18 protein-coding genes and 2 pseudogenes are annotated in these 24,594 nt (G+C 57.1%); 12 read left to right on the forward strand and 8 right to left on the reverse strand.

The window, feature by feature from the left end; all coding sequences use genetic code 11:
* Positions 1–74 precede the first annotated feature (74 nt).
* Both RHM65_RS08080 and RHM65_RS08085 read right to left on the reverse strand, forming a co-directional pair.
* A pseudogene (locus tag RHM65_RS08080) lies at positions 75–346 on the reverse strand (TonB-dependent siderophore receptor); the annotation flags it as partial.
* A gap of 5 nt (positions 347–351) precedes the next feature.
* A pseudogene (locus tag RHM65_RS08085) lies at positions 352–477 on the reverse strand (RNA polymerase subunit sigma); the annotation flags it as partial.
* Between the two features lie 245 nt (positions 478–722).
* Between RHM65_RS08085 and RHM65_RS08090 the strand changes: the two are divergent.
* A complete protein-coding gene (locus RHM65_RS08090; protein ID WP_322184661.1) occupies positions 723–2,951 on the forward strand; it encodes a TonB-dependent siderophore receptor in 2,229 nt (742 codons plus the stop codon).
* Positions 2,952–3,405: 454 nt separating this feature from the next.
* Here the strand turns inward: RHM65_RS08090 and RHM65_RS08095 are convergent, their stop codons facing one another.
* Both RHM65_RS08095 and RHM65_RS08100 read right to left on the reverse strand, forming a co-directional pair.
* A complete protein-coding gene (locus RHM65_RS08095; RefSeq protein WP_322166464.1) occupies positions 3,406–4,113 on the reverse strand; it encodes a 3'-5' exonuclease in 708 nt (235 codons plus the stop codon).
* A complete protein-coding gene (locus tag RHM65_RS08100; RefSeq protein WP_322184663.1) occupies positions 4,110–6,044 on the reverse strand; it encodes a putative nucleotidyltransferase substrate binding domain-containing protein in 1,935 nt (644 codons plus the stop codon). The genes RHM65_RS08095 and RHM65_RS08100 overlap by 4 nt, the downstream gene beginning before the upstream one ends.
* 249 nt (positions 6,045–6,293) lie before the next feature.
* Here RHM65_RS08100 and RHM65_RS08105 point away from each other — a divergent pair, with 249 nt between their 5' ends.
* Positions 6,294–6,740 carry a response regulator gene (locus tag RHM65_RS08105; protein ID WP_322166462.1) on the forward strand — a complete coding sequence of 149 codons (447 nt, stop codon included), beginning with the start codon at positions 6,294–6,296 and terminating at the stop codon, positions 6,738–6,740.
* 103 nt (positions 6,741–6,843) lie between these two features.
* Here the strand turns inward: RHM65_RS08105 and RHM65_RS08110 are convergent, their stop codons facing one another.
* Positions 6,844–9,021 carry a malate synthase G gene (locus RHM65_RS08110; RefSeq protein ID WP_322184665.1) on the reverse strand — a complete coding sequence of 726 codons (2,178 nt, stop codon included), beginning with the start codon at positions 9,019–9,021 and terminating at the stop codon, positions 6,844–6,846.
* A 312-nt stretch (positions 9,022–9,333) separates the two neighbouring features.
* Here RHM65_RS08110 and RHM65_RS08115 point away from each other — a divergent pair, with 312 nt between their 5' ends.
* Positions 9,334–9,852 (forward strand): glycine cleavage system protein R, encoded by a 519-nt coding sequence (locus tag RHM65_RS08115; protein ID WP_322184667.1) that lies wholly within the window; start codon positions 9,334–9,336, stop codon positions 9,850–9,852.
* A gap of 379 nt (positions 9,853–10,231) precedes the next feature.
* Here the strand turns inward: RHM65_RS08115 and rarD are convergent, their stop codons facing one another.
* From rarD to RHM65_RS08130, 3 genes are all read right to left on the reverse strand, one after another.
* Positions 10,232–11,131, reverse strand: a complete 900-nt coding sequence (gene rarD / locus RHM65_RS08120) for an EamA family transporter RarD (RefSeq protein WP_322184669.1) — start codon at positions 11,129–11,131, stop codon at positions 10,232–10,234.
* An 85-nt stretch (positions 11,132–11,216) separates the two neighbouring features.
* Positions 11,217–12,191: a serine/threonine protein kinase gene (locus RHM65_RS08125; RefSeq protein WP_322184671.1), complete on the reverse strand. Its 975-nt coding sequence runs from the start codon at positions 12,189–12,191 to the stop codon at positions 11,217–11,219.
* Between the two features lie 155 nt (positions 12,192–12,346).
* Positions 12,347–13,081 carry a ComF family protein gene (locus tag RHM65_RS08130; protein ID WP_322184674.1) on the reverse strand — a complete coding sequence of 245 codons (735 nt, stop codon included), beginning with the start codon at positions 13,079–13,081 and terminating at the stop codon, positions 12,347–12,349.
* 100 nt (positions 13,082–13,181) lie between these two features.
* Between RHM65_RS08130 and bioB the strand changes: the two genes are divergently transcribed.
* From bioB to RHM65_RS08175, 9 genes are all read left to right on the forward strand, one after another.
* A complete protein-coding gene (gene bioB, locus RHM65_RS08135; RefSeq protein WP_322184676.1) occupies positions 13,182–14,240 on the forward strand; it encodes a biotin synthase BioB in 1,059 nt (352 codons plus the stop codon).
* 121 nt (positions 14,241–14,361) lie between these two features.
* Positions 14,362–15,552, forward strand: coding sequence for an 8-amino-7-oxononanoate synthase (bioF, locus tag RHM65_RS08140; RefSeq protein ID WP_322184678.1), 1,191 nt, complete (start codon positions 14,362–14,364; stop codon positions 15,550–15,552).
* The gene (locus tag RHM65_RS08145) at positions 15,545–16,291 is read left to right on the forward strand and encodes an alpha/beta fold hydrolase (protein WP_322184680.1); all 747 of its coding nucleotides are present in this window, start codon (positions 15,545–15,547) and stop codon (positions 16,289–16,291) included. The genes bioF and RHM65_RS08145 overlap by 8 nt, the downstream gene beginning before the upstream one ends.
* Positions 16,284–17,105 carry a malonyl-ACP O-methyltransferase BioC gene (gene bioC, locus RHM65_RS08150; protein ID WP_322184682.1) on the forward strand — a complete coding sequence of 274 codons (822 nt, stop codon included), beginning with the start codon at positions 16,284–16,286 and terminating at the stop codon, positions 17,103–17,105. Before RHM65_RS08145 ends, bioC begins: the two co-directional genes overlap by 8 nt.
* A 15-nt stretch (positions 17,106–17,120) precedes the next feature.
* On the forward strand, positions 17,121–17,801 hold the full coding sequence (gene bioD, locus RHM65_RS08155; RefSeq protein ID WP_322166452.1) for a dethiobiotin synthase: 681 nt from the start codon (positions 17,121–17,123) through the stop codon (positions 17,799–17,801).
* A gap of 936 nt (positions 17,802–18,737) precedes the next feature.
* A complete protein-coding gene (locus tag RHM65_RS08160; protein ID WP_322184684.1) occupies positions 18,738–19,073 on the forward strand; it encodes a pyrroloquinoline quinone biosynthesis protein PqqE in 336 nt (111 codons plus the stop codon).
* A 257-nt stretch (positions 19,074–19,330) separates the two neighbouring features.
* Positions 19,331–21,136 (forward strand): phenylacyl-CoA dehydrogenase, encoded by a 1,806-nt coding sequence (locus RHM65_RS08165; protein ID WP_322166450.1) that lies wholly within the window; start codon positions 19,331–19,333, stop codon positions 21,134–21,136.
* Positions 21,137–21,351: 215 nt separating this feature from the next.
* Entirely contained in the window at positions 21,352–22,641 is a 1,290-nt protein-coding gene (locus tag RHM65_RS08170) for a diguanylate cyclase (RefSeq protein ID WP_416194736.1), read from the forward strand.
* Positions 22,642–22,730: 89 nt separating this feature from the next.
* On the forward strand, positions 22,731–24,527 hold the full coding sequence (locus RHM65_RS08175; protein WP_322166449.1) for an acyl-CoA dehydrogenase C-terminal domain-containing protein: 1,797 nt from the start codon (positions 22,731–22,733) through the stop codon (positions 24,525–24,527).
* The last annotated feature ends 67 nt before the right edge of the window (positions 24,528–24,594 follow it).

The following is a 24,594-nucleotide window of genomic DNA, read 5'->3' on the forward strand; positions in this document are numbered from 1 at the left end:
GTTTTTTCCAAAAGCGAAGAGCCACTGCCTTAAGTGGCCCTGTTTTACGCGCTCGGTTTAAAGCCCGAGGATCGTTACCACTTGTAGTTGAGGCTGGTCAGCACGTTGCGTTGGTCGCCGTAGTAACACCACGTGCCATCGCAGGTCGACAGGTGATCTTTGTTAAACACAGTGTTTGCGTTGACTGCCACCGAGACGCCTTGAGGCTGTTGTTCAAACGGCCGAGGTCGCAATGCACCGCAGCGTCGTAGAGGGTGTACGAGCTGACGTGGGCGTTGGAGGTATTGGCAGCGTTGCCGAAGGTGTCGCCGACATAACGCACGCCAGCGCCCATGCCGAAGCCATCGAAATTTGGCTTAAATCTTCGGCGCGATGGGGGCAGGCGATGTTGTGCTTCAGCCTAGACAGCAGCCAGCTTCGATGATCGCGATACAGCGTGCTGACACGCTCGGTATGACGGCTTTGGACTGGCGACACGTACGGCCCCGGATGATAACTCTAATACTAACGAGAATATTTCGCGATTGTGTCAGAGCGCGGTGTGGGAAGCAATTAGCGCTCATCGGAGGGTCTTGCAGGGGGTTAAGTATTACAAAATGTTTGCAAGAGATAATGATAGAACTTATCATTCTCATTACTGTCCCGCTCACGCTGCTCAGTCATTCTCACTGCTCGTCGTCCTCTCCCCTAAATGCTCAACGGCCCCTCCCTCAGGATCGACCATGCTCACTCCCGCTCAACCAGGCTTTCCCTTGCGCCCGACCTTACTTGCCTTGCTCTGCTCGCTAACGATCAGTGCTCAAGGTGCGACTACCGACAAGACGCAGGATGCGGGCACTACTCAAGGGAGCGGCGCAGTTGTGTTGGGTGACGTAAACATTGATGCGCAGGCCACTGCGCCGACGACCGACCTCCCTGCGGTGTATGCAGGCGGGCAAGTCGCCCGTGGCGCGCAATTGGGTGTTTTGGGTAACCAGGACATCATGGACGTCCCGTTCAGCACGACGTCCTACACCGAAAAACTGATCCGCGACCAGCAAGCCGAAACAGTGGGCGACGTTCTGTTGAACGACTCATCGGTTCGTCAGGCCAGCGGCTATGCCAACCAGGCGCAGGTGTTCGTGATTCGTGGTTTACCGCTGAACTCCGACGACATCTCTTACAACGGTTTGTATGGCGTGCTGCCGCGTCAGATCATCTCCACCGATGCGCTAGAGCGCGTAGAAGTGTTCAAAGGCCCCAACGCGTTTATCAATGGCGTAACCCCGACCGGCTCCGGTATCGGCGGCGGTGTGAACTTGCAACCTAAACGCGCGGACGATGTTCCGTTGCGCCGCCTGAGCACGGACATCAGCTCTGACGGTCGGATTGGCGAACACTTGGATTTGGGTCAGCGCTTTGGTGAGGGCAATCAATTTGGCGCACGGGTGAATTTGGCGCAGCGCGAAGGCGACACCGCCATCGACGACGAAAGCAATCGCGCCAAACTGTTCTCCATTGGCCTGGATTATCGCGGCGACGCACTGCGTGTCTCCGGCGACTTCGCCTACCAGAGCGAGCGCGTCAACGGAGGCCGAAACACAGTGTTTCTGGGCACTGCGACCCATATACCTGACGCCCCTTCGTCCACCACCAATTACAACCCTAAATGGGGTTACACCGAGATCCAAGACACCTTCGGCATGATGCGCGCCGAATACGACTTGAACGATAACTGGACGGCGTACGCCGCAGCCGGCCAGAAACATACCCGTGAAACGGGGGACTACTCTTCGGTCACCTTGATTGGCAACAACGGCAATGCCAAGGTCACCGGGTCGTTCATCCCGCACATCGAAGACAACACCAGTGCCATGGCTGGCTTGAACGGTGCGTTTCAGACCGGCTCTGTTAGCCACAAGCTCAACTTCGGCCTGGCAGGCATCTGGACTTCACAGCGCAGCGCCTACAATTTTGACCTGACGGCACACGCCACCAATATCTATGACCCGGTTAATCCACCTGAGCCAGTGGGCAACTTCGCCGGAGGCGATCTGGGCGATCCAAATGTTGTTGGCAAAACCATCGTTCGCAGTGGTGCGGTGTCCGACACGTTGGGCTTTATCGATGATCGGGTACTGCTGACGCTTGGCGTGCGCCGCCAAGAGCTGATCGTAGAAGGTTATAGCTACGGCGACAGCAGTCGCACAGCGTTCTACGATGAATCGATTACCACGCCGGTTTACGGGATTGTGATCAAGCCGTGGGAGCATGTGTCCCTCTATGCCAACCATATCGAAGGGTTGGCGCAAGGGCCTACTGCGCCGACATCGGCAGGTGGGGCGAAGGTTATCAATGGCACCCAAGTATTCGCCCCGGCACGTTCGAAACAGACGGAAGCGGGCGTAAAACTGGACATGGGCACCTATGGGGCAAGCCTGGGTGTTTACCGAATCTCCCAGCCGAGCGCCGGTTATTCTCAACTGGTTAACCCCACTACCGCTGTCTATGTTCATGACGGTGAGCAGATCAACAAAGGGGTTGAGCTGAATGTGTTCGGCGAGCCGATTGAAGGGCTGCGTTTGCTCACCGGTTTGACGCGCATGGAAACCGAGTTGCAGGACACTCAGGGCGGGACCAACGACGGCCATCGCGCCATCGGTGTTCCAACCTTCCAGTTCAACGCCTCAGTTGATTGGGACGTGCCTGGTTTGCAGGGTGTTTCCCTGAACGGGCTGATGCTGCGCACTGGCGGTCAATACGCCGATGCGGCCAACAACCTCAGCCTACCGACATGGAACCGCTTCGATGTTGGTGCTCGTTACAACTTCAAAGTCGATCAGCGTGATGTCACCGTACGTGCCACTGTCGAGAACGTTGCGAACAAGGATTACTGGGCTTCAGCACTGGGTGGCTACCTGACCCAAGGCGACCCGCGTCTGGTGAAGTTGTCGGGCTCAATCGATTTCTGATAACGCGACATCGCAGCTCAGAACTCTGTAGGGACCAACAATTTGGCTCCTGCAGGAGTTGTCGAAGGCTGCGATAAGACTTTCCGTGCCTACCCTTTCCTGTCTGCCGAAGTCTCCTCCGTTGGCTTGCCAACGAAAGCGTCATTGCAGGCGACCCAAATTTCAGGTCGACCTCAGCGGCTCAGCGGCTCGATGACGGGCCTCTTCGCAGGCAAGCCTGCTCCCACAGAAATCTACGGCTGCTTGCTAGCAACGGGTATCAGTAAAATCCAAGCGCCGTACCGGCTTCGCAGCCGTCGGCAGCTCCTACAAAATGTGTGCATTGCTCGAAAAACTGTGGGGCCGAATTCATTCGGGAAGGCTTCATTCCTGACACGCTGCAGCCTCAAACTAAACAAAGTGCCACCCAGTTTGTATGGATTGCCCAGAGACAAATTTGAAAGCGGCGGGAAGGTCAGAACGAATGTGACTGCTGGCGACGGCGCCAGTGGCAGAGGCTTTGTTCCAGGCGCGCTGAACTGTCTATTTGCTGCTTGCGGGCATGGCTGAACAGGATCAGTGCCAATTCGGCAGTGACCAAGGCGTCGGCGCTGGCATGATGGCGCTCGTCCGCGTGCAAGCCAAAAAACGCGGTCCAGTCATCAAGGCCGGCGTGTCGAATATTTGCGTTAGGAAACAGCATCGGTGCCATCTGCGCCACGTCGAAAAAGCGGTGCTGTAAGCGATACCCAAGGCTGTCTTTCAACGCACGACTCAGCATGTGTTGGTCGAACGAAGCGTGAAAAGCCATCAGCGGACTGTTGCCGACAAATTCCATCAGGTCCAACAAGGCATCCACCGGTTCGCTGCCAGCGGCAATGGCGCTGGGGCCCAAACCATGCAACAACACGCTGGGGCTGAGTTTGTGATCCGGGCGCAGCAGCGTGCGTTCGAATTGTTGGCCAAAGTCGATGCCACCGTCCTCGATCACCACCGCGCCGATGGATAACACCACGTCACGGTTAAGGTTCAGGCCACTGGTTTCCAGGTCAAGCACCACCCATCGCTGTTGACGCAAGGGGTCGTCATTGACGGACGCGCAGGTCGCCAGATTGTCCAGGCGCTGCTGTTGGCGGGCGTCGAGGGTGGGTCTAGCACTGCGTAACCAGGCGAATAAATTCATAACTGATAGCGCAATGTCAGGCTGCTTTGCAGGCGTTGAGCCTGACGCAGTGACTCGCGCAAAATACGCCGATCCAAGTGGTTGAGAATGTCCGGGTCGACGCGATTTGAATAGGGCAGGTTTTGTCGACTTTGCAATTGGTGTTGCTGCATCCGGGTTTGCTGAATGAAATGGTACGCCTCTTCATAAGCGGCGCCGTCCAGCGGCTCGATAACTTCTTTGTCGACCAACTGGCGCAAGCGTTCAAGGGTGTTGTTGGCTTCAACGCCATTGGCCAGGGCGAGCAGGCGTGCGCCATCAACAAACGGCGTCAGGCCCTGGACTTTCAAGTCCAACGTGGCTTTTTCGCCGCCTTTGCGAGCGAGTACAAAATCTCGAAAGCGCCCGACTGGCGGCCGCTGACGAAGCGCGTTATCGGCCATCATGCGTTGAAACAATCGGTTGTCAGCCACTTGGTCGAGAATCCCGCGCCGCAGTTGATCAACGCTGCGCTCATCGCCCCACACCACCCGCAAATCAAAGTAGATGCTGGAAGCCAGAAGATTTTCCGGCGTGGCTTCTCGAATGAAGGCAGCAAAACGTCGCGACCATTCCAAGCGCGACAGGCACAAGTCGGGGTTGCCGGCCATGATGTTGCCTTTGCACAGGGTAAATCCGCACTGCGCCAAACTTTGATTGATCTGTTGCGCCAAGGGCAGCAACTTCGCCCGGATGGCCGCGGCTTCGGCTGCGTCATTGGCCTCGAACAAGATGCCGTTGTCCTGATCGGTATACAGCGTTTGCTCGCGGCGACCTTCGCTGCCAAAACACAGCCAGCTGAATGGAATACCGGGGTCGCCTTTTTCCAACACCGTCAGTTCGATGACCCGGCACACCGTATGGTCGTTGAGCAGGGTGATGATCTGGGTAATCTGCGTCGACGAAGCACCGTGGGCCAGCATCCGATCGACCAGTTGCACAATTTCGCCGCGCAGGTTGGCCAGGCTTTCAATTTTCGTCGCGCTGCGAATGGTCCGCGCCAAATGAACCAGGTCCACGCGCTGCAAAGAAAACAAATCGCGTTCGGACACCACGCCACACAGACGCTGGTCTTTCACCAGACAGACATGAGCGATATGCCGTTCGGTCATCGCGATAGCGGCATCAAATGCGCTGGCATCGGGGCTGAGAAAAAATGGTTTCTGAATCATGTTTTTTTCGATGGGCAAACCGAAGTCTCCCGTGCCATCGGCCACGACCTGGCGCAGGTCGCGCAGGGTGAAAATGCCCAGCGGCGCCTTGCGCTCATCGACGATCACAATGCTGCCGACCTGTTGCTCATGCATCAGCTTGACCGCTTCGCGCAACGGAGTGTCCGGGCTGCAGGTCACGGGGTGACGCATCGCCAGTTCGCCGAGGCGAGTATTCAACGAATACTGAGTGCCGAGTGCTTCTGCGGCGCGTTGCTGGACTTGTTGGTTGACCTGCTCCAGCAGGCTGCTGACACCCCGTAAGGCGAAGTCACGAAACTCGCTGGAGAGCGCGAACAGTTTGATGAACGCTAATTTGTTCAACTGCAGGCAAAAGGTGTCTTCGGCCGCGAGATGTTCGGTGCGCGTGGCGCGTTCGCCCAGCAGCGCAGCCAGCGGAAAACACTCTCCGGTGGAAATTTCGAACGTGGTCTCGGTTTCGCTTTTCGCAGGGTGCGTACGTTCGCCCACGACTCGGCCGGTTTTGACGATGTAAAAATGTTCTACCGGGCCGTCGGCAGGTTTGATGATGCATTCGTCGGCCGCGTAAAAACGCAGTTGGCACTGTTCGACCAGATACGCGAGGTGCGCGTTTTCCATCTGGTTGAAAGGTGGGAACTTTTGCAGGAATTGAATAGTGCCGTGTATGTTTTGCAGCACCGCTGTCTTGCCTGCCTGATTGAAAGCATCTGCCTTACGCATGACCATGACCGCTTATGTAGAACAATTTTTAGAGTCGGTTTTCGAGAGTCATGGTCGGCCGCTAACGAGAAAGTGCCCATTGGACGTAAGTCTAGGATCGCGTTAATGAACTAGAGTGAAAATACCCGACTCAAGTGCTCGGATTTTCGCGTGAGTTTTGCGCGAGGATCAGGTACAAAGCCGACGAAGCGTACAGCGCATGATGTTTGATTCGCTGTCCTACCAGTGTGGGGAATCAATGAGACCTGTATGACTGAGCTTGACCTGTTAAGTGATGAAGAGCGCGAAGCGATCAACGACGCGATGCAAACGTCCGATCCGCTTGAGCAACAACGAGTACTTATCGTCGATGACAATAAAGACGCACGAGAGCTGTTGGCCGAATTTCTCAGTTCGAATGGCGTCAGTTGCATCACGGCTTCAGATTGCGTTTCGGCAATGAGTTTGCTTGAGCACCGCAGGTCCATCGGGCTATTGATCACTGACTTGCGCATGGCACCGTGCAACGGTTTGGATCTGATTCGTCAAGTGCGGGAATCGCCGATGGCAGCCTTGCCCATCATCATCGTATCGGGCGATGCCGAGGTTGAAGACGCTATTGAGGCGATGCATTTGAGCGTGGTGGATTTTTTGCTAAAGCCGATTGATACCCAGCGGGTGCTGGAACTGGTCCGGCGGGAGTTGAGGATCAGTTGAAAGGTTTCGCGAATGAATTCGCCCCCACAGAAATCTCAGTGGGAGCGAATTCATTCGCGAATGCAGCACCTCGGGATCACGATAGACCGCGAGGGTCGTTTACCTACAGCCCGTTTTTTGCCTTGAACTCACGACGTCGACGGTGCAGCACGGGTTCGGTGTAGCCGTTGGGTTGTTTAGTCCCCTCGATCACCAATTCAAGCGCCGCCTGGAACGCAATGTTGCTGTCGAAATCCGGCGCCAGCGGGCGGTACAGCGGGTCGTTGGCATTCTGCCGGTCGACTACCGGTGCCATGCGCTTGAGGCTTTCGACCACCTGGGTTTCGTTGACCACACCATGGCGCAACCAGTTGGCGATGTGCTGGCTGGAAATCCGTAGCGTGGCGCGGTCTTCCATCAGGCCAATGTCGTTGATGTCCGGCACCTTCGAGCAACCAACGCCCTGATCGATCCAGCGCACCACGTAACCCAAGATGCCCTGAGCGTTGTTGTCCAGTTCGTTCTGGATCTCTTCGGGCGTCCAGTCAGTGTTCGGCGCCAACGGAATGGTCAGGATGTCGTCGACCGAAGCGGGAGCGCGTTTGGCCAATTCGGCCTGGCGGGCGAACACATCGACTTTGTGATAGTGCAACGCGTGCAGCGCAGCAGCCGTTGGCGAAGGCACCCACGCCGTGTTTGCACCCGCCAGTGGGTGAGCAATTTTCTGCTCAAGCATCGCGGCCATCAGATCAGGCATGGCCCACATGCCCTTACCGATTTGCGCACGGCCTTGCAGGCCGCAGCTCAAGCCGATATCGACATTTGAGTTTTCGTAGGCGCTGATCCACTTCTCGGCTTTCATCTGTGCTTTGCGCACAACCGGGCCTGCTTCCATGGACGTATGAATTTCATCGCCCGTGCGATCAAGGAAACCGGTATTGATGAACACCACGCGCTCACTCGCAGCCTTGATACAGGCCTTAAGGTTGACCGTGGTGCGGCGCTCTTCGTCCATGATCCCGACTTTGAGCGTGTTGCGCGGCAGGTTCAGCACGTCTTCAACGCGACCAAACAGCTCGTTAGTGAACGCTGCTTCTTGCGGGCCGTGCATTTTCGGTTTAACGATATAGACCGAGCCCGTGCGGCTGTTGGTGCGCTGGCTTTTGCCGTTGAGGCTGTGGATAGCGGCCAGGCTGGTAAGCAAGCCGTCGAGAATCCCTTCTGGGACTTCGTTGCCGTCCTTGTCGAGAATCGCGTCGATGGTCATCAGGTGACCGACGTTGCGGATGAACAACAATGAACGGCCATGCAGGCTGACCTCGCCACCGTTGGGTGTGGTGTAGGTTCGGTCGGCGTTCATGGTGCGGGTGAAAGTTTCGCCGCCTTTTGATACTTGCTCGGCCAAGTCGCCTTTCATCAGGCCCAGCCAGTTGCGGTACACCACGACTTTGTCGTCAGCATCGACAGCGGCAATAGAATCTTCGCAGTCCATGATGGTGGTCAGCGCGGCTTCCATCAGCACGTCTTTGACGCCCGCCGCATCGGTCTTGCCGACGGGGCTGTCGGCGTCGATCTGGATCTCGAAATGCAGGCCGTTGTGTTTAAGCACAAGGGTGGTGGGCGCCGACGCTTCGCCATGAAAGCCGATCAATTGCGCGTCGTCAGCCAGGCCAGAATTGCTCCCGCCCTTAAGGGCGACGACCAGCTTGCCGTCAATCACCTTATAGCCGGTTGAGTCGACGTGAGAGCCCGCAGCCAATGGCGCGGCTTCGTTGAGGAAGGCGCGGGCGAATGCGATGACCTTGTCGCCGCGAACTTTGTTGTAGCCCTTGGTTTTTTCCGCGCCATCGGCTTCGCTGATGGCGTCGGTGCCGTACAAAGCGTCGTACAACGAACCCCAACGTGCGTTGGAGGCGTTGAGTGCGAAGCGCGCGTTCATGACCGGGACCACTAACTGTGGACCCGCCATGCGGGCAACTTCATCGTCGACGTTTTGCGTGGTGATCTGGAAATCCGCTGCTTCTGGCAACAGGTAACCTATTTCTTGCAGGAAGGCTTTATAAGCCGCTGCGTTGTGGGCAGCGCCTGCTTGGGATTGGTGCCAGGCATCGATCTGCGCCTGGAAATCGTCACGTTTGGCGAGTAGGGCTTTGTTCTTCGGCGCAAGCTCGTTGATGAGCTTTTCGGTGCCGGTCCAGAACGTGGCGGCATCAAGGCCGGTTCCTGGGATGGCTTCGTTATTGACGAAGTCCAACAGGACTTTGGCGACCTGAAGGCCACCGACTTGAACGTGTTCAGTCATTGCTTGCCTCACTCTGCTCAGCGGTTAGCTTTTCATCGATCAAACGTTATGTAGTGCGCGCTGCGGCATACTACATGAAGCATTGGGTTGTGAAAATCTGGCTAATAACGTCATTGGGCGACCCACAATTAAGTGCCGGTCACTAGGGGAACAAGATGTTCTCAAAAATAACGAGGATTGTTCCAGATAATTCTTAAAACGGTACACGATTAGTTTCACCCTGCTGGGTATGCCACGTGCCTATACTGATCCGACCCCCCAGCGGTTTGCATCTATCACCGTGTGGGCGCCTTCAGAATAAGAGGATTGACCGTGGATCATCTCGTCATCACCGTATTTGCCCCGGATCAGCCGGGCCAGGTTGAACGCATCGCCGAGTGCATCGCTGGGCATGGTGGTAATTGGCTGGAAAGCCGGATGTCACGTTTAGCTGGGCAATTTGCCGGGGTAGTCAGAGTCGGCGTGCCTGCCGAATCCCACGATGCAATGCTGGACGCCTTACAAGCCTTGTCGGCTCACGGCATTCGGGTGCTGGTCGCTCAAAGTGAAATCGAGCAGTCCTGCGTCTGGAAACCTATTGCGATGGAGTTGGTGGGTAACGACCGCCCCGGCATCGTCCGTGACATTACTCGGGTGTTGGCAGAGCAAGGCGTCAACCTTGAGCGATTGGTCACCAGCGTGAGCCCGGCACCCATGAGCAGCGAGTTGCTGTTCCATGCCGAAGCGATTCTAGGTGTGCCGCTGACGTTGTCGCTGGAAGTGCTGCAAAAGCGCTTGGAAACCTTGGCAGACGATCTGATGGTAGAGCTGGTGCTGAAAACCGAAAAATAAAGACGCGGCCTTTCAGGCACATCGATGTTTGACCTGTGGGAGCGCGCTTGCCCGCGATGGAGCGCGAAGCGTTCCCAATTGCCGAGGCTATTTCAGCTGAAGAACTGAGCTGTTCGATTGACGACTGCTGCGCAGCCGATCGCGGGCAAGCGCGCTCAAGCGGAAAAGGTTATCCACGTTATACCTGCACCTGCCTGTGGATAACCTGGGGAGACAGTGCTGCGGGCCATGTGGGTAAAGGCTTGCTGGCAAACGATCAAAAAACCAACAGTTTCAATAGGTTGTGCACAAATAGGTTGAACGAGGCTGTGGATAACCTCTGGAGAGATTGCTGTAAGCCACGGGCGACGTGGCTTACAGCAAGTTGTGCGTTTTTTGATCAGTTGTTCTGTAGCGCGCTTCGTCGAGACCTCAGCCAGATATCGACGCTGTAGACCGCCAATCCCGCCCAAATAAACGCAAACGCGAGCAACGTGGTGCTCGAAAGTTGTTCACCGTAAACCATCACGGCTAACGCCAATACCAACGTGGGGGCTACGTATTGCAGGAAGCCCAGTGTGGTGTAAGGCAAATGCCGCGCGGCAGCGTTGAAGCAAATCAGCGGCATGACCGTTATCGGCCCGGCAGCGGCCAACCACCAGGCTTCGGAGGTGGTCCAAAAGCTGGCTTGCGCGCTGGCGGCTGCCGGGTTGAACAACATCCAGCCCATGGCCAGTGGCACCAACAACCAGGTTTCCACCACCAACCCCGGCAATGCGGCGACTGGCGCCTGTTTACGGATCAGCCCGTAGAAGGCAAAACTCAACGCCAGCACCAGCGAAACCCACGGCAGACTACCGACTTGCCACACTTGCTGGGCAACGCCCACCGCCGCCAGACCTACTGCCATCCACTGCAAGGGACGCAAGCGTTCGCGCAACAGCAGCATGCCCAGCAACACATTGACCAGCGGGTTGATGTAGTAGCCGAGACTGGCTTCAAGCATCCGCCCGTTATTCACCGCCCACACGTAGGTCAGCCAGTTGATTGCGATCAGGCTTCCGCTCAACGTGAGGATGGCCAAACGACCTGGGTTGTCGCGCAGCTCACGCCACCAACCGGGATGTTTCCACACCATCAGCAGCAACGAGCCGCACAACGCTGACCACAGCACCCGATGGACAATAATCTCCACTGACGGGACGGCGGCGATGGCTTTGAAATAAAGCGGGAACAAGCCCCAAGTGATGTAGGCGGTGAGGCCAAGAATGTACCCGCGACGCGGGTTAACGGCGTGCATGCATGTTCCTTACGCAGCGAATGATCAGGCGAAGTTTCTTTAAGCGAGCGCCGTTGCTCAGAGGCTGCGGCGCTTGGGTCGAGGGCTAAAACAGCTTTAGTGGTTCTTCGTTGAGTGCCGACAATTGTTCGCGCAATGCCAGCACTTGATCGCCCCAGTAACGCTCGGTACCGAACCACGGAAAGCTGTGCGGGAAGGCCGGGTCGTCCCAGCGCCGGGCGAGCCATGCGCTGTAGTGCATCAGGCGTAGGGCGCGCAGCGGTTCGATCAACGCCAGTTCGCGGGGATTGAAGTCGTGGAATTCGCTGTAGCCGTCCATCAACTCGGACAACTGGCTCAAGCATTCCTGACGATCACCGGCGAGCATCATCCAAATGTCTTGGGCCGCAGGACCCATGCGGCAGTCATCAAGGTCGACGATGTGGAACATTTCATCCCGGGCCATCATGTTGCCGGGGTGGCAGTCGCCGTGCATGCGGATATTTTTATGCGGCGTGGCGGCGTAAACGTCTTCGACGCGCTTGAGCAAGTCGCGGGCGACTGACTCATACGCCGGCAACAAACTGCGCGGAATACAGTTGTTTTCCAGCAGAAAGGCCAATGAGTCGTGGCCGAAATTTTTAACACCAAGCACTTGGCGGTGCTCAAACGGCTTGGTGGCGCCTACCGCATGCAGGCGACCGAGCAGTTGCCCGAGGCGATACAGTTGATCCAGATTTCCCGGCTCTGGCGCCCGACCGCCACGGCGTGGGAACAAGGTGAAACGAAAGCCGGCATGTTCGTGCAGGGTTTCGCCGTTGTGTACGAGGGGGGCAACCACTGGCACATCAACTTCAGCCAGCTCAAAGGTGAAGCTGTGTTCTTCGAGAATGGCTTCATTGGTCCAGCGTTGCGGCCGGTAGAACTTGGCGATCAGCGGCTCGCCGTCTTCGATGCCGACTTGATACACACGGTTTTCGTAACTGTTGAGCGCAAGGATGCGGGCGTCGCTGAGAAAGCCAATGCTTTCGACAGCATCGAGCACCAAGTCAGGCGTGAGTGTTGCAAACGGGTGGGCCATGCTTACTCCTGCGCGCAGCAGGCTGCCGCGTCGGGCCCGATATGTTAGCGCAATGAGGCTGCGCCTGACACATTCGCTGATTTGCCCGAGGCTGCAGGAGCCAACGTGTTGGCGAAGAAGTCAGCCCCGCAAACAGTTTGGGACTTGGCCATGCATCAGTCCTGAGGCTTTGGCGTTCGCGCGAGGCAATAAATATCCACCCGCCTTGCTCCCCCGTCCATGAGCAAGCGCGACAGGGCGTTCACCGTTGCGCCGGTGGTTAACACATCGTCCACCACCGCAAAATGTTTGCCCTCTATCTGTGCTCCGGGACGGATGGCAAACGCTTTGCGCAAATTGCTTTGACGGGCTTTGGCGTCCAATCCTTGCTGCGCTGGGGTTTCCAGTACCCGAAGCAACAAACGCTCGTCGGATGCCAAGTCCAGTTGCGTGCCTAGCCAGCGGGTCAGCATCTCGGCTTGGTTATAACCTCGCTGCCGTAGTCGTTTACTCGCAAGCGGCACCGGCAGCAGACAATCCGGGCGCGCAAGGCCCTCAGCAAAGCGGTGTTGCAGAGCTTGCCCGAGCAACTGCGCAAGCAGCCGACCCATGGGCCATTTGGCTTGATGTTTAAAGCGTGTGACCAGGCTGTCGATGGGGAAGTCGTAACCCCACGGCACCACGACTTCGCTGAACGCAGGCGGCTGTCGCTGGCATTGACCGCACGTCAGGCCTGCCATTGGCATAGGCAGCGCACAACGTTCACAGCTGTCTCCAAGCCAAGGCAGGTCAGTTTCACAGCCGGTACAGATAGGAAATAACGCGTCTGTGGTCTCGTCGCACAATAAACATGTTTGTTTGTTTTTTAACCAGATGTAAACCTGATGCGTGCTCTGTGGTTGACAGCGCATGGCTCTTCCTTAAATATGCCGAACATCCGTGTAGTCCGAATGACCGTGTGTTCTAACCGCGCTCATTCGCGCAAGCCAAGAACAAACAAGGAGCCGCCCAATGAGCGCCAGCATCACCGCCACTCTGCGTCACGACTGGACTTTAGCCGAGGTCAGAGCGCTGTTCTTACAGCCATTCAATGACCTGTTGTTTCAGGCGCAGACCGTGCACCGTGCTCATTTCGACGCCAACCGGGTTCAGGTGTCGACGCTGCTCTCGATCAAAACCGGGGCCTGCCCGGAAGATTGCAAATACTGCCCGCAGTCCGGCCACTACAACACCGGGCTGGAGAAAGAGAAGCTGCTGGAAGTGCAGAAAGTCCTGGAAGAGGCCGCACGCGCTAAATCCATCGGCTCCACGCGTTTCTGCATGGGCGCGGCCTGGAAGCATCCGTCTGCCAAAGACATGCCGTATGTGCTGGAAATGGTGAAAGGCGTTAAAGCCATGGGCCTTGAAACCTGCATGACCTTGGGGCGTCTCGATCAGGATCAAACCGCCGCACTGGCCACCGCAGGGTTGGATTACTACAACCACAACCTCGACACCTCGCCAGAGTTCTACGGCAGCATCATTACCACCCGCACCTATAGCGAGCGTCTGCAGACCTTGGCCTATGTGCGTGAGTCGGGGATGAAGATCTGTTCCGGCGGGATTCTGGGCATGGGTGAAAGCCTTGATGACCGTGCCGGGCTGCTGATGCAACTGGCGAACCTGGCGGAGCATCCGGAATCGGTGCCGATCAACATGTTGGTCAAGGTGGCCGGTACACCGCTGGAAAACGCCGAAGACATCGACCCGTTCGACTTCATTCGGATGCTGGCGGTGGCGCGCATCATGATGCCGCAGTCCCACGTGCGCCTGTCCGCTGGCCGCGAAGCGATGAATGAACAGATGCAAGCGCTGGCGTTCTTCGCCGGTGCCAATTCAATTTTCTATGGCGACAAGTTGCTGACCACTGCCAACCCACAAGCCGACAAGGACATGCAGCTGTTCTCGCGTCTGGGCATCCTTCCGGAAGCCGGGGTGGAACATTCAGACGAAGTGCATCAGGCCGCTATCGAGCAGGCGTTGATCGAGCAAAAGAGCAGCGAAATGTTTTACGACGCTACTGCGGTCTGATTTTGCCTTTACCTCTGTAGGAGCCAACGTTGGCGAGGCGGCGTGTCTGATACGCCGCGCAAGGCCTTCGCCAACACGTTGGCTCCTACAGGAACGCTACCCAAACACCCATGAGGCCTGCATGTCTTTCGATCTCCGCACGCGTCTGGCTGTTCGTCGCGCTGAACAGCTTTACCGTCATCGTCCATTGCTGCAAAGCCCCCAAGGCCCTGAAGTGGTGGTCGATGGTCAGCCGCTGTTGGCGTTCTGTAACAACGACTACCTCGGCTTGGCCAATCACCCTGAAGTCATTGCCGCGTGGCAAGCCGGCGCGGATCGCTGGGGTGTGGGCGGCGGCGCTTCGCACTTGGTGATCGGCCACAGCAGCCCGCACCACGAACTTGAAGAGGCCTTGGCCGACTTGACCGGTCGTCCTCGTGCGTTGCTGTTTTCCAACGGCTACATGGCCAACCTTGGTGCGGTCACGGCGCTGGTCGGGAAGGGTGATTCGGTCATCGAAGACCGACTAAATCATGCTTCTTTACTGGACGCTGGTTTGCTCAGCGGCGCACGGTTTTCTCGCTATCTGCACAACGACGCCAACAGCCTCGACTCACGTTTAGAGAAGGCCAGCGGCAATACGTTGGTGGTCACCGATGGCGTGTTTAGCATGGACGGCGATTTGGCTAACCTGCCAGCGCTGGCCCAGGCGGCAAAAGCTAAAGGCGCCTGGCTGATGGTGGATGACGCCCACGGATTTGGCCCGCTGGGCGCCAACGGCGCCGGGGCTGTCGAGCATTTTGGCTTGAGCATAGAAGACGTACCGGTATTGGTCGGCACGCTGGGTAAAGCCTTTGGCACGGCGGGCGCTTTCGTCGCGGGCAGCGAAGAGCTGATCGAAACCCTGATCCAGTTCGCCCGGCCCTACATTTACACTACTAGCCAACCGCCTGCGCTGGCCTGCGCCACGCTAAAAAGCCTTGAAATTCTGCGCAGCGAACATTGGCGTCGCGAGCACCTGCAACGTCTGATTCAGCAGTTCCGCCAAGGAGCCCAACAGATCGGTCTGCAACTGGTGGACAGCTTCACGCCGATTCAGCCAATCCTTATCGGTGACAGTGGACGCGCTTTACGCCTGTCGCAGATGTTGCGTGATCGTGGCCTGCTGGTGACCGCTATTCGCCCGCCAACCGTCCCTGCCGGCGGTGCGCGTTTACGTGTCACCTTGTCCGCCGCCCACAGCGAAGCGCAAGTGCAGCTATTGTTGAATGCATTGGCGCAGTGTTATCCGCTGCTCGGTGAACACGAATTGGTGGAAGCGGACCATGCGTGATCGTCTGATTTTGCTACCAGGCTGGGGTTTAGGGATCTCACCGTTAGAGCCGTTGGCCGCTGCGTTGCGCGGTCTCGACGAGCATTTGCGGGTAGAAATCGAACCGTTGCCCGATGTCCAATTGTCGGCTTTCGGCGACATCGAGCTGAGCGAAGTGCTTGATGAACTCGATGCCACATTGCCCGACAATGCTTGGCTCGGGGGCTGGTCTTTAGGTGGGATGTTGGCGACGGAACTGGCCGCGCGTCGTGCCGATCGTTGCTGTGGTCTGCTGACGTTCGCCAGTAACAGCTCCTTCGTTTCTCGTAGCGACTGGCCCCATGCGATGTCGCCCGAGGCATTCGATGCGTTTCTCGCCGGGTGCTCGGTTGATCCGCAGGGCACACTAAAACGTTTCAGCCTGCTGTGCGTTCAAGGCGCCGAAGACCCTCGTGGTTTGGCCCGGTTGTTAAACGCTGCCGCACCGCACACTTCGCCCGACGCGCTGCTGCATGGCTTGAAATTGTTGGCACAACTCGATACCCGTAAAGCGCTGCAAGCCTATCGCGGGCCCCAACTGCATCTGTTTGCGGGGCTTGATGCGCTGGTGCCGGCCGAGGCTGCAAGCGATCTACTGAGTGTGCTGCCCGATGTGGAAATCGGCTTGATCGAACAGGCCAGCCACGCGTTCATTCTGGAAAACCCACACGGTGTTGCTGCGGCAATCCAGGCGTTTTTACACGAGTCCGGTGATGACTGATTTGTCCTTCTTCAAAAAAACCAGCGTCGAGACCGGCGCGTTGCCCGACAAGCGTCAGGTAGCGGCGTCTTTTTCCCGCGCCGCCGCCAGTTACGACAGCGTGGCCGAGTTACAACGCGCGGTCGGAAGCGAACTGCTGGCACGTTTGCCCGCTGAATTGAAACCGTCGCGCTGGTTAGACCTTGGCAGCGGCACGGGTTATTTCAGCCGCATTCTGGCGCAAACGTTCGACGGGAGCGAAGGCGTTGCCCTGGATATCGCCGAAGGCATGCTGCGCCATGCGCGTCCTTTGGGTGGTGCCCAGCATTTTGTAACGGGCGATGCCGAGCAAATACCGCTGGCAGACCACTCTTGCGGATTGATTTTTTCCAGCCTGGCTGTCCAGTGGTGTGAAAATTTCGGCGCGGTGCTCAGCGAAGCGCGGCGTGTATTGGAACCGGGCGGCGTGATGGTGTTTGCCAGTTTATGCGTCGGTACGTTGTATGAATTGCGCGAGAGTTGGCAGGCGGTAGACGGAATGATCCACGTCAATCGCTTCCGTCAATTCGACGATTACCGCCAGCTTTGTAACGCCAGTGGGTTGCGGGTTCGCAGTATCGACGTGCAACCCCATGTGCTGCATTACCCGGATGTCCGCAGCCTGACCCATGAATTAAAAGCCTTGGGCGCACACAACCTAAATCCTGGCCGGCCCGGCGGTTTGACCGGTCGTGCGCGCATAATGGGGCTGATCGACGCTTACGAACGGTTTCGCCATAGCGAAGGGCTGCCGGCCACTTACCAAGTGGTCTACGCGGTGTTGGAAAAACCATGAAGGGCAGGCACTGAGATGAGCAGTTCTTACTTCATCACGGGCACCGATACGGACGTCGGCAAGACCACAATTGCAGTCGGGCTGCTGCATGCGGCCCGACAGGCCGGCTTAAGCACGGCGGCGGGTAAACCAGTCGCTTCCGACTGCGTTGCCGGACCGGATGGCTTGCGCAACAGCGACGCGTTGGCGCTGATGGCGGAGTGTTCGGTGAAGCTGACGTACAACGAAGTCAATCCAATAGCGTTTGAACCCGCCATTGCCCCGCACCTTGCTGCGCGAGAAGCGGGTGTCGCGCTGACCGTTCAATCGCTACTTGAACCCATGCGCAACGTGCTGAATAAAAGCGCGGACTTCACCCTGATCGAAGGTGCTGGAGGCTGGCGAGTACCGCTGGCTGACCAGGCCAACCTGTCCGACCTTGCGGTGGCGTTGCAACTGCCGGTGATTCTGGTGGTTGGGGTCCGTTTGGGCTGCATCAACCATGCGCTGCTGACCGCCGAAGCCATCGCCCGGGACGGTTTGCAGTTGGCGGGGTGGGTGGCCAACATCATTGACGGCAAGACGTCGCGTCTGGAAGAGAATCTTGCCACCTTGGCCGAACGCCTGCCCGCGCCCTGTTTGGGCCGGGTGCCACGATTGAAGAAACCGACGGCGGAAGCAGTGGCGGAGTTTCTGCATTTGGAGTTGTTGGATTAGTAAGCGTTGTCGTGGCACGACTCTGTAGGAGGGTCCGCCACGTCTTCGACAGCCGCGCTGTCGCGCAGCAAACTGGTTGGCACTTTGTGTGGTTTGAGGTTGCAGCGTGTCAGGACTGAAGCCTTCCCGAATAAATTCGGTCCCACGGTTTTTCGCGCAATGCACACATTTGTAGACGCTGCCGAAGGCTGCGACAAGGGCCGAAGGACCTTCGCCAACAAGTTGGTATCTACAGATGGCCGCCTCCCTGTAGATCGCCAGTGAATTGAATATCGAATTGCGGAAAGAGGCCCCGTGAAACCATGCGGCCGAACGCAGGTGTTGCGCAGGGGGTAACGAGGCAAGGATGCCGAGTAAGCCGTGCGCGGCCAGGGACGGCCGCTCACGGCGACCCCCGGAGCGACGCCGGAGTGAGGGAAGACCGAGCCTAAGCGAGGGCCCGCATGGTGGGGCGAGCGTTTTGGGTTACCTTTTTGGCGTTCCGCGTTTGAAAAAGGTGACTCGCTGTAAAAGCGAAACCATAAGCTCAGCAACCACAAAGGCCGGATATATACGCCAACCCCAGCGCCAACCCATTGTTTTAAAAAGACTAAAAACTAGTTTGATAAGAGAGCCAACTTGTTGGCGAAAGTCCTTCGGACCTATCGCAGTCTTCGGCAGCTCTTACAGAAACGTGTGCATTGTTCAAGAATCTGTGGGAGCGAATTCATTCGCGAATGGGTTGACTCGGTGTGTCAGGTCTACCGCTTCCCGAATAAATTCGGTCCCACACAGTGAAATGCACAGTCATCCAGCCTCTCGCCAACACGCGGGCTCTAAGGTGGCTGTCTGTTCTAACTATCACCCGGCCAATTGCCATTAGTCTTTTTGTCGGGTCTTTTGCGGCTTGGTCTGCTTCAATGACTCGTGTTCGTTATATGAACTGAGGTTCATGCCATGCAAATTTCCAGCAACAGTGCTTTTGTGTCCGGGGTTACCCTGATTCAGGCCGGGCTCGCACGCCTTGACCACGCGGCTACACAGATTGCCGACGCCAGTGTCTCCAACGACTCATCCAGCAGCGTATCCACCAGTACCGGTGATTCTTCCGCGAAGAGTCAATCGTCGAACCAGCAAGTCGAGCGCCTGCATTCTGTTGATCGCAGTCAGCAAACTGACTTGGCGGGCAGCGCGGTGGAGCTTTCTCTGGCTAAAATCCAGTCCGAGCTGGGTGTAAAAGTGGCTAAAGCTTCTGACGAAGTGCTCGGCACCTTGATCGACACCCACGCCTGATTTCTGCCTGATCGGTGTGCAACGTCGCACCTTGATTCCCTTTCAATCCCCGCCTCTGCCTAGCGCTCAACTAAACTTCATCTGCTAAAAAGCGTGCTCTGTGCCATGGCTGCGGTGTTCGCGTGGGCGTTGTAGAGTGCTTGACGATGAACGGCGCGTGCGCTGCGCTTGACAAGGTTTAGGCGTAAACGTATGTTTCAAACAACTGTTTGATCGACCGATCATTCGCTCCAGGATTCTCAGCAGAGGTTATCGCTATGCCTGACTACAAGGCCCCCTTGCGTGATATTCGCTTCGTTCGTGACGAGTTGCTCGGCTACGAAGCGCATTATCAAAGCCTGCCGGCTTGCCAGGACGCTACTCCAGACATGGTTGACGCCATTCTTGAAGAAGGCGCCAAGTTTTGTGAGCAGGTGTTGGCACCGTTGAACCGTGTCGGCGACTCTGAAGGCTGCACCTGGAGCGAGTCCGGCGTGAAAACCCCGACGGGCTTCAAGCAGGCTTACCAGCAATTCGTGGAAGGCGGCTGGCCTAGCTTGGCGCACGACGTGGCGCATGGCGGTCAAGGCCTGCCAGAGTCACTCGGCCTGGCTGTCAGTGAAATGGTCGGCGAAGCCAACTGGTCGTGGGGCATGTACCCCGGCCTGTCGCACGGCGCGATGAACACCATTTCCGAGCACGGTACTGAAGAACAGCAACAGGCTTACCTGACCAAGCTGGTTTCGGGCGAATGGACCGGCACCATGTGCCTGACCGAATCGCACTGCGGTACCGACTTGGGCATGCTGCGCACCAAGGCCGAACCGCAAGCTGACGGCTCCTACAAAGTGACCGGCACCAAGATCTTCATTTCTGCTGGTGAACACGACATGGCCGACAACATCGTCCATATCGTGCTGGCCCGCCTGCCGGATGCACCGGCTGGCACTAAAGGTATCTCGCTGTTCATCGTGCCGAAGTTCATGCCAAACGCTGACGGTAGCGTTGGCGCTCGCAATGCGGTCAGCTGCGGTTCCCTGGAACACAAAATGGGTATCCACGGTAACGCAACGTGCGTGATGAACTTCGATGCAGCCACGGGCTTCTTGATCGGCGCGCCGAACAAAGGCCTGAACTGCATGTTCACTTTCATGAACACCGCGCGTTTGGGAACTGCACTTCAGGGCCTTGCCCACGCCGAGATCGGCTTTCAGGGTGGCTTGAAATATGCCCGTGATCGCTTGCAGATGCGTTCGCTGACTGGCCCGAAAGCGCCTGAGAAAGCGGCAGACCCGATCATTGTTCACCCTGATGTACGCCGCATGCTGTTGACCATGAAAGCCTTCGCCGAAGGCAACCGTGCAATGGTTTACTTCACTGCCAAGCTGGTCGACATCGTTAAATACGGTCAAGACGCTGAGCAGAAGAAGCAAGCTGACGGCCTGCTGGCGTTCATGACGCCGATCGCCAAAGCTTTCATGACTGAAGTGGGCTTCGAAGCGGCTAACCATGGCGTGCAAATCTACGGCGGCCACGGGTTTATTGCTGAGTGGGGCATGGAGCAGAACGTCCGCGACAGCCGTATTTCGATGCTGTACGAGGGCACCACCGGTATCCAGGCGCTGGACCTGTTGGGCCGCAAAGTGTTGATGACTCAAGGCGAAGCGCTGAAAGGCTTCACCAAGATCGTCCACAAGTTCTGCCAGACCAACGAAGGCAATGAAGCGGTTAAAGAGTTCGTCGAACCCTTGGCTGCGCTGAATAAAGAATGGGGCGAGTTGACCATGAAGGTCGGTATGGCCGCTATGAAAGACCGTGAAGAAGTCGGTGCCGCTTCGGTGGATTACCTGATGTACTCCGGTTATGCCTGCCTGGCTTATTTCTGGGCTGACATGGCGCGATTGGCTGCTGAAAAACTGGCTGCCGGTACCACCGAAGAAGCGTTCTACACGGCCAAGCTGCAAACAGCGCGCTTCTACTTCCAGCGCATCTTGCCGCGCACTCGCACTCACGTGGTGACCATGTTGTCGGGCGCGAATAACTTGATGGACATGAAAGAAGAGAACTTCGCGCTGGGTTACTAAAACCCGCGTCACTTCTAAAAAGCCGCTTCCCATGTTGGGACGCGGCTTTTTTTGTGCCTGACGGTTAAGCGTCTGGGCGGGCCCTACCATCAACTTCTTGGGTTTGCGGCCGTTAAAGAGGATTAGTCACGTATTTGAGCCATTTGAGTGCTTAACTGAAACGGCACAGGCACAATGCCATGTATCGTTTCATGTCGGGCAGGAGCCATCCCCTTTTGCAGCTTCTTTCGGGCGTACGTTTCAGTCATTTTCTTCCCTCGCTGCTGTTGCTGTTGGCGGGGCTCGCGGCCGCGTATGTAAAAGACCTGAATGTCTTCTTCACCTCGCTATTCAATGTCCTGCCGACATTGGTGCTGCTGTTGGGCGGAGCGTATTGCGCGGTTTATCGTCGCCAGCGCGAGCTGTTTTTGATGATCACCGTATACACCGCCTACTTTCTGCTCGATACCCAAACCGACTATTACCGCGATTACGGCAAAGTGCGTGAAGACGCCGCTGTGGTTTTCCATCTCTGCTGCCTGTTGCTGCCATTGCTCTATGGCTTGTTCGCAGGATGGGAGGAACGCACGCATTTGTTCCGTGACATGATTGCCCGGTTTGCCGTGTTACTTGCCTTCGGCAGTGTCGCACTGGCGCTGGAACAAAGCTTCCCCAAGGCGCTACTGAATTGGCTGGCAGAGATCCGCTGGCCAGCCTTGCACGGCAATTGGATGAGCTTGATTCAGCTGGCTTATCCGGTTTTCTTTCTCAGCTTCCTGTTGTTGATCGTGCAGTACGTACGCAAACCTCGGCCGTTGCACGCGGCGCAAATCGTCGGTTTGATTGGCCTGTTTTGGGCACTGCCGAAAACCTTCATTCTGCCGTTCACCCTGAACATCATGTGCAGTCAGGTGATGCTGATGATTGCGGCCGCAGTTGCTCATGAAGCGTATCAAATGGCGTTCCGCGATGAGTTGACCGGGCTGCCGGGACGCCGCGCACTTAATGAGCGTCTGCAACGGTTGGGGCGCAATTACGTGCTGGCCATGGGCGACGTTGACCACTTCAAAAAATTCAACGACACCCACGGGCACGATGTTGGCGATCAAGTGCTGCGACTGGTGGCGAGCAAGCTGTCAAAAGTGACCGGCGGCGGTCGAGCTTACCGGTATGGCGGCGAAGAATTCGCGCTGGTATTTGCCGGGCAGACGCTGGAGGAGTGTATGCCGCATCTGGAAATGGTCCGCGAGTCCATCGCCATCTACAGCATTCAACTGCGCAATCAGGATCGCCCGAATGACGACCAGCAAGGGCGCCAGCGCAGAAGCGGCGCACGGGCCTCAAGTGTGTCGGTCACTATCAGCATCGGCGTCGCCGAGCGGCAGATGGAACAACGTACGCCCGAGGAAGTGCTCAAGTCAGCCGACGAAGCGCTTTACAGTGCCAAGGGCGCAGGGCGAAATTGCGTGGTCGCCCATGGTAAGAATCGTCGCGGTGCAGTGCGCATGGCCGGCGCTGCCAGTTAAGTTATGAGCCTGTATTCAGCGTCTGGACTGTGATTGTTCGGGCCGTCTTCGCGCAGTAGGTTGGGTCATCTGCTGCCGGAGAAACGACCATGCCTGAGTACAAAGCCCCCCTGCGCGACATGCGCTTCTTGATCGACAACGTTTTCGACTTTCCTGCCCATTACCAAGCGCTCGGTGCCCATGACGCCAGTCCAGACATGGTCAGTGCGATCTTGGAAGAAGGCGCCAAATTCTGCGAGCAAGTGCTGTCGCCACTGAACCGTTCCGGTGATGAGGAAGGCTGTCATTTCGATAATGGCGTCGTCACCACGCCCAAGGGTTTCAAAGCAGCGTTTGCGCAATACGTCGAAGGCGGCTGGCACGGCCTCGCGGCGGACCCGGCCTATGGCGGACAAGGTTTGCCGCTGTCGTTGGGGCTGGTCATCAGCGAAATGATCGCCTCCAGCAACACCTCGTGGGGCATGTACCCAGGGCTGACCCACGGCGCGATGTCGGCCATTCATACCCACGGCACCGAAGACCAGAAGCAGACGTACCTGACCAAACTCACCGAAGGCGAATGGACCGGCACCATGTGCCTGACCGAAGCCCATTGCGGTACCGACCTTGGGATCATCAAAACCCGCGCAGTGCCGCAAGCCGATGGCAGCTACGGCATTTCGGGCAGCAAGATTTTCATTTCTGCTGGCGAGCACGACATGAGCCAGAACATCGTCCATTTGGTCTTGGCCAAACTGCCGGATGCGCCGGCTGGAACCCGAGGCATCTCGCTGTTTATCGTGCCCAAGTTTCTACCTGATGCGGCGGGCAATGCCGGCCAGCGCAACGGTGTGTCGTGTGGCTCCATCGAACACAAGATGGGCATCAAGGCTTCAGCGACCTGCGTGATCAACTTCGATAACGCCACCGGTTACCTGATTGGCGAGGCCAACAAGGGCCTCAATTGCATGTTCACCATGATGAATCACGCACGCCTGGGCACCGGCATGCAGGGTTTGTGTCTGGGCGAAGCCAGTTTTCAGGGCGCAATCAAATACGCTAATGAGCGCCTTCAAATGCGTTCACTGACGGGTCCCAAGGCGCCGGACAAGGTGGCTGACCCGATCATCGTTCACCCCGATGTGCGTCGCATGTTGCTGACCATGAAAGCCTTCAACGAAGGCAATCGCGCATTGACCTACTTCACCGCGCAGATGCTCGACACCGTTCACATGAGCAGTGACGCGGGTCAACGCGAAGAGGCGGAAAACCTCTTGGCGTTCCTCACGCCGATCTGCAAGGCATTCATGACCGAAACGGGTCTGGAGGTGACCAACCTCGGGATGCAGGTTTTTGGCGGGCACGGTTTTATTCGTGAGTGGGGTATGGAGCAATTAGTGCGTGACTGCCGTATCGCGCCGATTTATGAAGGCACCAACGGCATCCAGGCGCTGGATTTACTTGGCCGCAAAGTACTGGGTAGCCAAGGTAAGTTGCTGCGAGGCTTTACCAAAATCGTGCATAAGTTTTGTGAAGCCAATGCCCAGCATCCGCAGCTCAAGGGGTTCGTCAGTCAGCTTGATGCCTTGAATAAGCAATGGGGTGAACTGACTACTAAGATCGGCATGGCCGCGATGAAAAACCCTGACGAAGTGGGCGCGGCGGCGTTGGATTACCTGATGTACAGCGGCTACATCATTCTCGGGTACCTGTGGTTGCGCATGGCGTTGGTCGCTCAAGCCCAATTGGAGGATGGCAGCGGCGATTCGGCGTATTGCCAAGGCAAACTGGCCACGTGTGAGTTCTATTTCAAGCGCCTGCTGCCGCGCACCACCGCGCATCAGGCAGCCATTGAGGCGGGCAGTGATTGCCTGATGCAGTTGCCTGCAGAGATGTTCGCGCTGTAGCGAATTTCTAAATCTTACCGTGACTATAAATATGTTTATAGTCACGTACTGACCCTATGTGTCGCAA

The organism is Pseudomonas sp. CCI4.2, from assembly GCF_034350045.1.
Taxonomy (GTDB): Bacteria; Pseudomonadota; Gammaproteobacteria; order Pseudomonadales; family Pseudomonadaceae; genus Aquipseudomonas.

What these genes read in the sequence shown, in the direction of transcription:
- RHM65_RS08090 (WP_322184661.1), top strand. Translation starts at nt 723, where the DNA reads ATGCTCACTCCCGCTCAACCAGGCTTTCCCTTGCGCCCGACCTTACTT.
- RHM65_RS08095 (WP_322166464.1), bottom strand. Translation starts at nt 4,113, where the DNA reads ATGAATTTATTCGCCTGGTTACGCAGTGCTAGACCCACCCTCGACGCC.
- RHM65_RS08100 (WP_322184663.1), bottom strand. Translation starts at nt 6,044, where the DNA reads ATGCGTAAGGCAGATGCTTTCAATCAGGCAGGCAAGACAGCGGTGCTG.
- RHM65_RS08105 (WP_322166462.1), top strand. Translation starts at nt 6,294, where the DNA reads ATGACTGAGCTTGACCTGTTAAGTGATGAAGAGCGCGAAGCGATCAAC.
- RHM65_RS08110 (WP_322184665.1), bottom strand. Translation starts at nt 9,021, where the DNA reads ATGACTGAACACGTTCAAGTCGGTGGCCTTCAGGTCGCCAAAGTCCTG.
- rarD (WP_322184669.1), bottom strand. Translation starts at nt 11,131, where the DNA reads ATGCACGCCGTTAACCCGCGTCGCGGGTACATTCTTGGCCTCACCGCC.
- RHM65_RS08125 (WP_322184671.1), bottom strand. Translation starts at nt 12,191, where the DNA reads ATGGCCCACCCGTTTGCAACACTCACGCCTGACTTGGTGCTCGATGCT.
- RHM65_RS08130 (WP_322184674.1), bottom strand. Translation starts at nt 13,081, where the DNA reads ATGCGCTGTCAACCACAGAGCACGCATCAGGTTTACATCTGGTTAAAA.
- bioB (WP_322184676.1), top strand. Translation starts at nt 13,182, where the DNA reads ATGAGCGCCAGCATCACCGCCACTCTGCGTCACGACTGGACTTTAGCC.
- bioF (WP_322184678.1), top strand. Translation starts at nt 14,362, where the DNA reads ATGTCTTTCGATCTCCGCACGCGTCTGGCTGTTCGTCGCGCTGAACAG.
- RHM65_RS08145 (WP_322184680.1), top strand. Translation starts at nt 15,545, where the DNA reads ATGCGTGATCGTCTGATTTTGCTACCAGGCTGGGGTTTAGGGATCTCA.
- bioC (WP_322184682.1), top strand. Translation starts at nt 16,284, where the DNA reads ATGACTGATTTGTCCTTCTTCAAAAAAACCAGCGTCGAGACCGGCGCG.
- bioD (WP_322166452.1), top strand. Translation starts at nt 17,121, where the DNA reads ATGAGCAGTTCTTACTTCATCACGGGCACCGATACGGACGTCGGCAAG.
- RHM65_RS08160 (WP_322184684.1), top strand. Translation starts at nt 18,738, where the DNA reads ATGCAAATTTCCAGCAACAGTGCTTTTGTGTCCGGGGTTACCCTGATT.
- RHM65_RS08165 (WP_322166450.1), top strand. Translation starts at nt 19,331, where the DNA reads ATGCCTGACTACAAGGCCCCCTTGCGTGATATTCGCTTCGTTCGTGAC.
- RHM65_RS08175 (WP_322166449.1), top strand. Translation starts at nt 22,731, where the DNA reads ATGCCTGAGTACAAAGCCCCCCTGCGCGACATGCGCTTCTTGATCGAC.